The 9621-nt window shown below is 70.3% G+C and carries 11 protein-coding genes; 6 read left to right on the top strand and 5 right to left on the bottom strand.

Going from position 1 to position 9621, the window contains the following annotated elements; genetic code table 11:
- The 3 genes from AC1D01_RS10605 to AC1D01_RS10595 form a co-directional block, all read left to right on the top strand.
- A partial coding sequence (locus tag AC1D01_RS10605) for an ABC transporter permease (protein WP_477865997.1) occupies positions 1–429 on the top strand: 429 nt, incomplete at its 5' end.
- The gene (gene speB / locus AC1D01_RS10600) at positions 426–1376 is read left to right on the top strand and encodes an agmatinase (protein ID WP_477865996.1); all 951 of its coding nucleotides are present in this window, start codon (positions 426–428) and stop codon (positions 1374–1376) included. The genes AC1D01_RS10605 and speB, both read left to right, overlap by 4 nt.
- A gap of 21 nt (positions 1377–1397) precedes the next feature.
- Complete coding sequence (locus tag AC1D01_RS10595; protein WP_477865995.1) at positions 1398–2876, top strand: NAD-dependent succinate-semialdehyde dehydrogenase; 1479 nt, start codon at positions 1398–1400, stop codon at positions 2874–2876.
- A 15-nt stretch (positions 2877–2891) separates the two neighbouring features.
- Here the strand turns inward: AC1D01_RS10595 and AC1D01_RS10590 are convergent, their stop codons facing one another.
- Entirely contained in the window at positions 2892–4247 is a 1356-nt protein-coding gene (locus AC1D01_RS10590) for a diguanylate cyclase domain-containing protein (protein ID WP_477865994.1), read from the bottom strand.
- 249 nt (positions 4248–4496) lie between these two features.
- Here AC1D01_RS10590 and AC1D01_RS10585 point away from each other — a divergent pair, with 249 nt between their 5' ends.
- A complete protein-coding gene (locus AC1D01_RS10585; RefSeq protein ID WP_477865993.1) occupies positions 4497–5621 on the top strand; it encodes a 3-deoxy-7-phosphoheptulonate synthase in 1125 nt (374 codons plus the stop codon).
- On the opposite strand, the gene AC1D01_RS10580 is transcribed toward AC1D01_RS10585, so the two are convergent.
- Both AC1D01_RS10580 and AC1D01_RS10575 read right to left on the bottom strand, forming a co-directional pair.
- Positions 5614–6048, bottom strand: coding sequence for a VOC family protein (locus AC1D01_RS10580; protein WP_477865992.1), 435 nt, complete (start codon positions 6046–6048; stop codon positions 5614–5616). The genes AC1D01_RS10585 and AC1D01_RS10580 overlap by 8 nt on opposite strands.
- Positions 6049–6066: 18 nt before the next feature.
- On the bottom strand, positions 6067–6663 hold the full coding sequence (locus AC1D01_RS10575; protein WP_477865991.1) for a TetR/AcrR family transcriptional regulator: 597 nt from the start codon (positions 6661–6663) through the stop codon (positions 6067–6069).
- Positions 6664–6855: 192 nt separating this feature from the next.
- On the opposite strand from AC1D01_RS10575, the gene AC1D01_RS10570 reads away from it, so the two are divergent.
- Together AC1D01_RS10570 and AC1D01_RS10565 are read left to right on the top strand one after the other, a co-directional pair.
- The gene (locus AC1D01_RS10570; protein WP_477865990.1) at positions 6856–7713 is read left to right on the top strand and encodes a hypothetical protein; all 858 of its coding nucleotides are present in this window, start codon (positions 6856–6858) and stop codon (positions 7711–7713) included.
- A complete protein-coding gene (locus AC1D01_RS10565) occupies positions 7710–8114 on the top strand; it encodes a hypothetical protein (protein ID WP_477865989.1) in 405 nt (134 codons plus the stop codon). The genes AC1D01_RS10570 and AC1D01_RS10565 overlap by 4 nt, the downstream gene beginning before the upstream one ends.
- A gap of 18 nt (positions 8115–8132) precedes the next feature.
- Here the strand turns inward: AC1D01_RS10565 and AC1D01_RS10560 are convergent, their stop codons facing one another.
- Both AC1D01_RS10560 and AC1D01_RS10555 read right to left on the bottom strand, forming a co-directional pair.
- Positions 8133–8945: an SDR family NAD(P)-dependent oxidoreductase gene (locus tag AC1D01_RS10560; RefSeq protein WP_477865988.1), complete on the bottom strand. Its 813-nt coding sequence runs from the start codon at positions 8943–8945 to the stop codon at positions 8133–8135.
- The coding region (locus AC1D01_RS10555) for a GNAT family N-acetyltransferase (protein WP_477865987.1) at positions 8942–9621 on the bottom strand (680 nt) is incomplete at its 5' end. The genes AC1D01_RS10555 and AC1D01_RS10560, both read right to left, overlap by 4 nt.

Here is a 9621-nt window from a genome sequence, read left to right as displayed (position 1 = left end):
ACCTACCTGTTCTTCGCCAAGGCCGGGCTGGCCGACAGCTACACCGCGCTGATCATCGTGCACGCCGCGCTGGGCGCGCCCTTCGTGCTGACCACCGTGCTGGCCACGCTGCAGGGCTTCAACAACAACCTGGTGCGGGCCAGCCTGAGCCTCGGCGAGAGCCCGCTGCGCACCTTCTTCCGCATCACGCTGCCGGTGATCGCGCCGGGCGTGATCTCGGGCGCGCTGTTCGCGTTCGCGACCTCGTTCGACGAGGTGGTGGTGACGCTGTTCCTCGCCGGGCCGGAACAGGTGACGCTGCCGCGGCAGATGTTCACCGGCATCCGCGAGAACATCACGCCGACGATCGCGGCGGTGGCGACGCTGCTGATCCTGTTCACGACCAGCCTGCTGCTGGTGCTGGAATGGCTGCGGGGGCGCAAGCGATGAAGGACCTGAACCAGCCGCTGGGCGGCAACGCGATGCCGYGCTTCGCCGGGCTCGCGACGATGATGCGGCTGCCGGCCGCCACGTCGGCGCAGGGGCTGGACGCCGCCTTCATCGGCGTGCCGCTGGACATCGGCACCTCCAACCGCGCGGGTGCGCGCTTCGGGCCGCGGCAGATCCGCGCCGAGTYGGCGCTGCTGCGGCCCTACAACATGGCGACCGGGGCCGCGCCCTTCGATGCCTTGCAGGTGGCGGACCTGGGCGACGTGCCCATCAACACCTATTCACTGGACAAGTCGCTGCCGCTGATCAGCGCGTTCTACGACGCGGTGCTGGCGGCCGGCTGCAAGCCGCTGACGCTGGGCGGCGACCACACGATCGCGCTGCCGATCCTGCGCGCGGTCGCGAAGCGCCACGGCCCGGTGGCACTGGTGCACGTGGATGCGCATGCCGACGTCAACGACGAGATGTTCGGCGAGCGGGTCGCGCACGGCACGCCGTTCCGCCGCGCGGTCGAGGAAGGCCTGCTGCAATGCGACCGGGTCTGGCAGATCGGCCTGCGCGGCACCGGCTACGCGGCCGACGACTTCGACTGGCCGCGTGCGCAGGGCTTCACCGTCGTGCAGGCGCACGAGGTGTGGTACCAGTCGCTCGCGCCGCTGATGGCGCAGGTGCGCGAGCGCATCGGGACTGCGCATCCCGTCTACATCAGCTTCGACATCGACGGCATCGACCCGTCGTTTGCCGGCGGCACCGGCACGCCCGAGATCGGCGGCCTGACGGTGCCGCAGGCACTGGAGATCATCCGCGGCTGCCACGGGCTGAACGTGGTCGGCGGCGACCTGGTGGAGGTGGCACCGCCCTACGACACGTCCGGCAACACCGCGCTGCTGGGCGCCAACCTCCTGTACGAAATGCTGTGCGTGCTGCCGGGTGTGCCGCGCCGTTGAACCGATGAAGGGACCGAGACGATGGACATGAAGACCTCTCCGCTGGCGACATTGAAGGACCCGGGCCTGCTGAAGACCGACGCGCTGATCGGCGGCGAATGGGTGGCCGGCAGCGCGCRCTTCGACGTGAACGACCCGGCGACCAGCCTGAAGCTCGTGGACGTGGCCAACCTGGGCGCGGCCGAGACGCAGGCCGCCGTGGCCGCCGCGAACCAGGCCTGGCCGGCCTGGCGCGGCAAGACCGCGAAGGAGCGCTCGGCGATCCTGATGAAGTGGTTCCAGCTGCTGATGGCGAACGCCGACGACCTGGCGCGCATCATGACGGCCGAGCAGGGCAAGCCGCTCGCCGAGGCGAAGGGCGAGGTCGGCTACGGCGCCAGCTTCATCGAGTGGTTCGCCGAGGAATCGCGCCGCGTCTACGGCGAGACCATCCCGACCACCGACAACGGCAAGCGCTACCTGGTGATCAAGCAGCCGGTGGGCGTGTGCGCGGCGATCACGCCGTGGAATTTCCCGATCGCGATGATCACGCGCAAGGTCGCGCCGGCGCTGGCCGCCGGCTGCCCGGTGGTGATCAAGCCGGCCGAGCAGACGCCGCTGTCGGCGCTGGCCGTGGCCGAGCTGGCGCAGCGCGCCGGCATGCCGCCGGGCGTGCTGAACGTCATCACCGCCGACGGCGCCAACTCCATCGCGGTCGGCAAGGTGCTGTGCGAGAGCGATCGGGTGCGCCACCTGTCGTTCACCGGCTCGACCGAGGTCGGCCGCATCCTGATGAAGCAGTGCGCGCCGACGATCAAGAAGCTGTCGCTGGAGCTGGGCGGCAATGCGCCGTTCATCGTGTTCGACGATGCCGACCTGGACAGCGCGGTCGAGGGCGCGCTCGCCAGCAAGTACCGCAATGCCGGCCAGACCTGCGTCTGCGCGAACCGGCTGTACGTTCAGGACGGCGTGTACGACGCCTTCGTCGCGAAACTCGCCGAGAAGACGAAGACGATCAAGGTGGGCAACGGCTTCGAGGCCGGCGTGACGCAGGGGCCGATGATCGACGAYGCGGCGATCGAGAAGATCGAACGCCACGTGGCCGACGCGACCGCGAAGGGCGCGACGCTGGTGACCGGCGGGCACCGCTTCGGCACGCGCTTCTTCGAGCCGACGGTGCTGTCGGGCGCCACCAGCGAGATGCTGTGCGCGCGCGAGGAGACCTTCGGCCCGGTGGCGCCGGTGTTCCGCTTCAGCACCGAGGCCGACGCGATCGCGATGGCCAACGCCACCGAGTTCGGCCTCGCGAGCTACTTCTACAGCCGCGACATCGGCCGCATCTTCCGCGTCGGCGAGGCCCTGGAGTACGGCATGGTGGGCATCAACACCGGGCTGATCTCGACGGCCGAGGTGCCGTTCGGCGGCGTCAAGCAGTCGGGCCTCGGGCGCGAGGGGTCGCACCACGGGATCGACGACTATGTCGAGGTGAAGTACCTGTGCCTGGGGGACATTCAGAAGTAGAGCGGCCAGAAGCAGTCAATCGTTCGCCGCCCCCTGCGGCTCGTAGGCGGTCGCCAGCGCCGCGGCAGCCGCATGCCGCAGCAGGTCGTCGGGCTGCTGCCCGTCCTGCGGGTACTGCGCGACRCCGACGTGCGCCGTCACGCCCACCGTGATGCCGGCCACGTTGAACGGATCGCGCAGCATGCGCACCAGCTTGTCGACGACGCGCTGCGCATCGGCCGGCGATTCGGTCGACGGCAGCAGCACCGCGAAAACATCGGCCCCGAGCGAGGCCACCACGTCGCTCGAGCGCACGCCGCCGCGCAGCCGCACCGCGACCTTGCGGCGCACGACGTTGGCCGACTCCGGCCCGTGCGCGCCTTCGATGCCCTGGAACCCGTCCATGCGGAACACCAGCAGGCTGACCGGTGCCGGCTCGCGCTCGCGCAGCGCCAGCACCTGGCTCAGGTGCTCGATCAGCTGCGCGCGGTTCGGCAGGCCGGTCATCAGGTCGGTGGCGTAGGCCTTGCGCGCCTCGCGCTCGATAGCCTTGCGCCCGGCGGCCAGCCGCAGCCGCTGCGCGAGCGAGCCGAGGTCGGCGTGGAACACGATGTCCTGCACGCCGGCCTCGATCAGGCGCTGCGCCTGCGCATCGCCCATCGCCGGTGCCAGCACCACCAGCGCCGCATCGGCCGCGGCCACCGCGAGTGCGGGCCAGCCGAGCACCACCTCGGCGGCATCGGCGCCGAGCGCCAGCACGATCACCTCGGAATGCGCGTCGCGCGCCTCGCTGCAGTCGAGGCCGGTGGCCGTGCGCAGGTCGAAGCCGGTACCCAGGCGGCTTTGCAGCGCGGCCGAGCCGACATCGGCGTCGGGCGGCTGGGCATCGATCCACAGTACGCGGCAAGGGGCCTGGTTCATCGCGAGTCGCCTCCGGACTTCGTTGAGCCGCAGTTTAGCGAGCGGGATCGTGTCCTGGTGCAGGTTCGTCGCGGCGTCGCGGGCGCCGGAATGCCGCGCCGCGGCCACCGCGGCAGCCCGCGTGGCCACGCGGTCGAGCAGCGAGACCATGCGGGCGTCGCCGGCCGCCTCGACGAAATGGTCCGCCCACACGATGAGGTGGCCCGATTCGGTGCTGATGTCGATCGGCGACGTGTCCCGCGCGTCGTCGAGGTCGGTCTCGGCGGGCGACATCGAGAGCAAGGCGTCGTCGGCGTCGGTGACCTCGCCGGGCAGCGCCGCGGCGATCGTCAGCAGGCCGTCCTCGCTGAGCTCCAGCAGCATGCGGATGCCGCCCTCCAGCAGGAGTTCGCAGGCCCGGGCCTCCCCGGGCGCGAGCATGTCCAGGCCCAGCCGCTCCAGCAACCGCACGTCTTCACCGCACTGCGTCATCAGGTCACCTTTCATCACCGCCGTGGATGGCAGCAACGGGGAGACGCAGCATGCGCTGCCGGTTCGGAACCGGACGGATGGACTTCGGCGCGCCGGAAAGGGGGGCGGCGTGATGCAGTGCGCACCGGGGCGCGGTCAGCGGGTGCGCAGGTAGTGGTTGCGCAACGCCACCAACGCCTCTGCGTCACCGGCCTGGGCCGGGGAAAGAACTGCCAGAATCCTGCTGCCTTGCACACTTTCGCCCATGGAATGAACACTCCCTCCACCCACGCCCACGAAGACGAGCCGTCGACCTTCGACGCCACGCGCACCGACGATACCCGCATCGGCGCCGTGCGTGCGCTGATCAGCCCGGCGCTGCTGCTCGAGGAGCTGGCGGCCTCGGACCAGGCGCTGGAGGTGGTGGCGCGCGCGCGGCAGGAGATCGGCGCCGTGCTGCACGGCCGCGACGACCGGCTGCTGGTGGTGGTGGGCCCGTGCTCCATCCACGACCACGACCAGGCGATGGACTATGCGCGGCTGTTGAAGGCCGCCCGCGATGAACTGAGCCGCGACCTGCTGATCGTGATGCGCGTCTACTTCGAGAAGCCGCGCACGACGGTGGGCTGGAAGGGCTACATCAACGACCCGCGCCTGGACGGCAGCTTCCACATGAACGAGGGCCTGCGGCTGGCCCGCCAGCTGCTGCTGGACGTGAACGGCCTCGGGCTGCCGGCCGGCACCGAGTTCCTGGACCTGCTGTCGCCGCAGTACATCTCCGACCTGATCGCCTGGGGCGCCATCGGCGCGCRCACGACCGAGAGCCAGAGCCACCGCCAGCTGGCGTCGGGCCTCTCGTGCCCGGTCGGCTTCAAGAACGGCACCGACGGCGGCATCAAGGTCGCGAGCGATGCCGTGCTCGCGGCGCGCTCGGCGCACGCCTTCATGGGCATGACCAAGATGGGCATGGCCGCGATCTTCGAGACGCGGGGCAACGAGGATTGCCACATCATCCTGCGCGGCGGCAAGGCGCCCAACTACGACGCGGCGTCCGTGGCCGCGGCCTGCGCAGGGCTGAAGACCTCGGGCCTGCGCGAGCAGGTCATGATCGACTTCTCGCACGCCAACTCGAGCAAGAAGTACGAGCGCCAGGTCGACGTCGGCCGCGACGTGGCCGGCCAGATCGCCGGCGGCGATACGCGCATCACCGGCGTCATGATCGAGAGCCACCTGCAGCCGGGTCGCCAGGACCTGCTGGACGGCCAGACCAAGGCCGACCTGGTGCCCGGCGTGTCCATCACCGACGCCTGCCTGGGCTGGACGCAGACGGAGCCGCTGCTGCGCGAGCTGAGCGCGGCGGTGCGCGCCCGTCGAGCGTTGCCCGCCCTCAGCTGAGCTGCTCGGCCAGCCCGACGAGGAGGCCTTCGGGCTCACGGATGTAGGCGAGCCGGTACGACGTTTCGTACTGCATCTGGCCGATGATTTCTGCGCCATGGGCGAGCATCCGCGCGATGACGGCCTCCATGTCGTCGACGGCAAACATGATGCGACGAAGACCCAAGGTGTTCATCGGCGCGTCCACGGGCCCGAACCGGACGGCGTCCGGCGTGTGGAACTTGTCCAGCTCGATGCCCTGCCCATCGGGCGTGCGCAGCATCGCGAGGGTGGCCCGGACGTCTCCCAGCCCGATGAGGCGCCCGATGGCAGGCCCTTCCACCGTGGTCTGGCCCTCGAACGCGAGGCCCAGTTCGATGAAGAACGCCTTCACCGCGTCGAGATCGTCGACAACGATCAGCACGTTGTCCATTCGCTTGACTGTCATGGTCTTCGGCTCCTTTTTTCAACGGTGTGGCGGGCACGCCCCCGCCAGCGCATCCAGCAGCACGTCGAGCCCGAACTCGAAGGCGGCATCGAGGCCCTCGATCCGCAGGAACGGCGCCACGGCAGCAACGTGCGGCAACGGGATGGTCTGCGGCGCATGCTGCAGTTGCAGCTTGGTGGCGTCCGGGATGTGCTCGATGCTCGCGACGTAGGCCATGCCCGCGCCATTCACGAAACCGCCCATCAGGCGGAACCACCAGGCCTGCTGCTGCGGTGCCAGGCGGCATTCGGCATACATCAGCAGCAACTGCTCGTAGACGCGGAATGCACGCGGGGTGTTGAAGCGCCGCGCGGCGAGCAGCGTGAAGGCGCGCGGATGGCGCACCGCGATCTGCCGATAGCTGCGCATGCTCCGGCGGATGCGTTCGACCGGCGGGTCGCTGGCGGGATCGGGCATCTCGATCTCGCCGATCAGCAGCTCCTGCACCGCATCGAGCAGCTCGCCCTTGGACTTGAAGTGGTGGTAGAGCGCCATCGCCTCGACGCCCAGCTCCTGGCCGATGCGGCGCATCGAGCAGCCATCCAGCCCGTGGCTGTCGATGAGTGCCAGGGCCACCGCGGCGATTCGGTCCCGATCGAGCGGGACGCGAGGAAGCGGTGACGCTGGCGCAGCCGATGTCGGCGCTTGGGTGGTGGTGCGGGCACGGGCCATGGACCACTTTACAACGTAAGGCGCTCTGCAGTATATTCCGCGGCGTCGACCTTACGGTGTAAGGTCAATCAATCCACCCAGAAGGAATCGCGTCCCGTGAACTCGACAATGATCCCCGCCGACATGGCCACCCTGGCCGACGACATCGAAGCCCGCGCCTGGGCGGACTACTACGACGCGGCACCGCCGGCGCTGCGCCAGACGCTGGGCATCGCCCACGACCGCGTCGCCGATGCGACGCTGCTGTTGGCACCGGGCATCGAGTCACCCTTGTTCAACCGGGCGATCGGGCTCGGGCTGCGCGCGCCGGCGAGTGCCGACAGCGCCGCGCAAGTCGCGGCGGCGTTCGCAGCGGCCGGTTCACGCCAGTGGTGGCTGCATGTCAACACGCACGCGCAGCCCCGCGACACGGCGCTGTCGCTCGAAGCGGCCGGATGGCGGTCGGCCGAACCCGCGAACTGGGCGAAGATGCTGCGGCCGGCAGGCCCGGTGGACGCGGGCGAGACGACATTGCGCGTCGCGGCCGGCACCGACGACGATGCCGAGGCGATCGCCGACGCGATCACCCGCGGATTCGGCCTGCCCTCGTTCGTCGCCGGCTGGTTGCGCGCGCTGCATGACCGTCCGCGCTGGCAGCTCTACGGCGTCTTCGACGGCAGCACGGCCGTCGGCGGCGGCGCGCTGTTCGTCGATGGCGACCAGGCCTGGGTCGGGATCGGCAGCATGCTGGAGTCGCATCGGCGCCGCGGCGGCCAGCGCGCCGTGATGGCGCGCCGCGTCAAGGATGCGACGCGCGCCGGCGTGCGCTGGATCGGCACCGAGACGGGCGAGCCCACGGACGAGGTCAATCCGTCGCTGTTGAACATGCAGCGTTGCGGCTTCGAATGCGTGGCCTTGCGCCGCAACCTGCTGCCGCCGCTCGCGATTCGCGCTTCCCCCGGCACGCCGGCATGAGGGCACTGACCTGCGCCACCGTGCTGCTGGCCCTGGCACGCTGCAGCGTCGACGGCAACGCAACGACGCTGGAGGAGTCGCCCGAACTGGTGATCGTGCGGCCCGATCAATCGCCGGCGGTCACGCCGAAACTGTTTCCCGGCGACCACGGCACGCCCACGCATTGGATCGTCACGACGGCCCACGGTCGAGCCATGACCGTCCTGCTGCTGGCGCCGACCCAGGGCGACCCGCGCGTTGGCGGCAAAGGCATGCTGCCTCGGTGGAGTGAAGCGGGAGTGACATCGGACGCCAGGCGCGCGATCGCGCGCTTTCTGGTCGAGGCAGGAACGGTCGGGATGTCGTCGCATCCGCCCCGTGGGGCGCGCCGTTGCCGGCCCGAACGCGACGTCGAGTGCTGACCGGGCGCCACGCCTTCCCTACCCTGCCAGGAACCCGCCGTCGGTTGCGAGCACGTGGCCCACGACATAGCGCGCTTCGTCAGACATCAGCCAGATGGCGGCGGCGGCCACCTCTTCCGGATGACCCATCCGGCGCAGCGGCAGGCCGGCCGCAACGGCGCGCATGTCCGCCATGCCGGAGGAAAGCATCATGTCCGTGAGCACGCGCCCCGGTGCGACCGCGTTGATCCGGATCCCTGCCGGCGCGTACTCCATCGCGGCCGAGCGCGTGAGCGAGTTGGCGGCCGCCTTCGACGCGCTGTAGAGCGACAACCCCGCGTTGGGATTGCGGATCCCGCTCACGCTGGTGTTGTTGACGATCGTGCCGCCGCCACCCGCCAGCATGGCCGAGATGGCGTGGCGCATGCAATGAAAGAGGGCTCGCACATTCGTGTCGAACACGCGCGTGTACACCTCGTCGCTTTGCTCCGCCAACAGGCCCCGGCGTTCCTGGCAGCCCGCGTTGTTGAACACGGCGTCCAGCCGGCCGAACCGGGCTTGTGCCTGCTGGACGGTCGCGACGATGTCATGCTCGCGGGTCGCATCGGCCGCGACGAAGAGGCATTCGGCACCGCGCTCACGGATCTCACCAGCGAGCGCCTGGCCGAGCTCCTCTCGGCGGCCCGTCACGACCACCGCGGCCGCGCCTTCCGCGGCCATTCGCAGCGCGGTTGCGCGGCCGATCCCGGTCGTGGCGCCGGTGACCAGGCACACGCGGCCCTTCAGCCGGCCCGAGGCTGGAAGTTCCGGGGCCGCACCGGCAAGCTCCTCGATGGTGGGTGTCGAGTTCATGGTCGCCTCCTCACGAAACGCTGTTCCAGGACGTCCTGGCCCCAGGGAGCCGCAGGCCGCTCTTCCACGCAGGCGAAGCCGTGCGATTCGCAGAGATGCCGGGCGGCAGATGAACCGTCGAAGGCCCGCAGCTGCGTTTCAGCGAAACCCTGGCCGTCGGCGAAGTCCAGCGCGCTGGCCAGCAGCGTGCGCCCCACGCCACGACCGCGGATGCCCTCATCCACGATGAACCAGCGCAGGCGAGCGACGCCGGCGCCTGGGTCGTCGCCGTCGAGGGCGATCGAGCCGACGATGTCGCCCCCTTGCCGGGCCGTCCAGATGCCATTCCCCGGCTGACCGAGCCTGTCGCAGAAATCCGCCAGCCCTGCCGCGACAGCGGACTCGAAGCGTTGCCCGATGGCGGCGTCTCGTGCGTCTTGCAGCGCATGCATCTGCGTGACCCTGGCGATGAGCCCGCTCTGGTAGCCCGGCACCACGTCGACCGCTGACGGATCAGGGCGCGCCTCATGCGCGCCTGCGAGCGCCTCGCTGTAGAGCCGCAGGCCGTTGAGAACGGTGCGGTGCTGGCCGCGCTTCAGGCGGCCCAGGGCGTCCGCGACCTGGGCCCGCGCATGGGCGTGGATCGCCGACACGCGCCGCCGGCCCGCCGGGGTCAGCGAGAGCCGCTTGATCCGGC

This window comes from Rhizobacter sp. P3_B12 (assembly GCF_056402895.1).
The sequence above is the reverse complement of the archived record's forward strand: the minus strand, read 5'-3'. Positions and strand labels throughout refer to the sequence as shown.

Bases quoted from the DNA above. Each gene is read 5' to 3' on its own strand.
- AC1D01_RS10580 (WP_477865992.1), bottom strand. From the start codon at position 6,048: ATGACAGTCAAGCGAATGGACAACGTGCTGATCGTTGTCGACGATCTC.
- AC1D01_RS10565 (WP_477865989.1), top strand. From the start codon at position 7,710: ATGAGGGCACTGACCTGCGCCACCGTGCTGCTGGCCCTGGCACGCTGC.
- AC1D01_RS10560 (WP_477865988.1), bottom strand. From the start codon at position 8,945: ATGAACTCGACACCCACCATCGAGGAGCTTGCCGGTGCGGCCCCGGAA.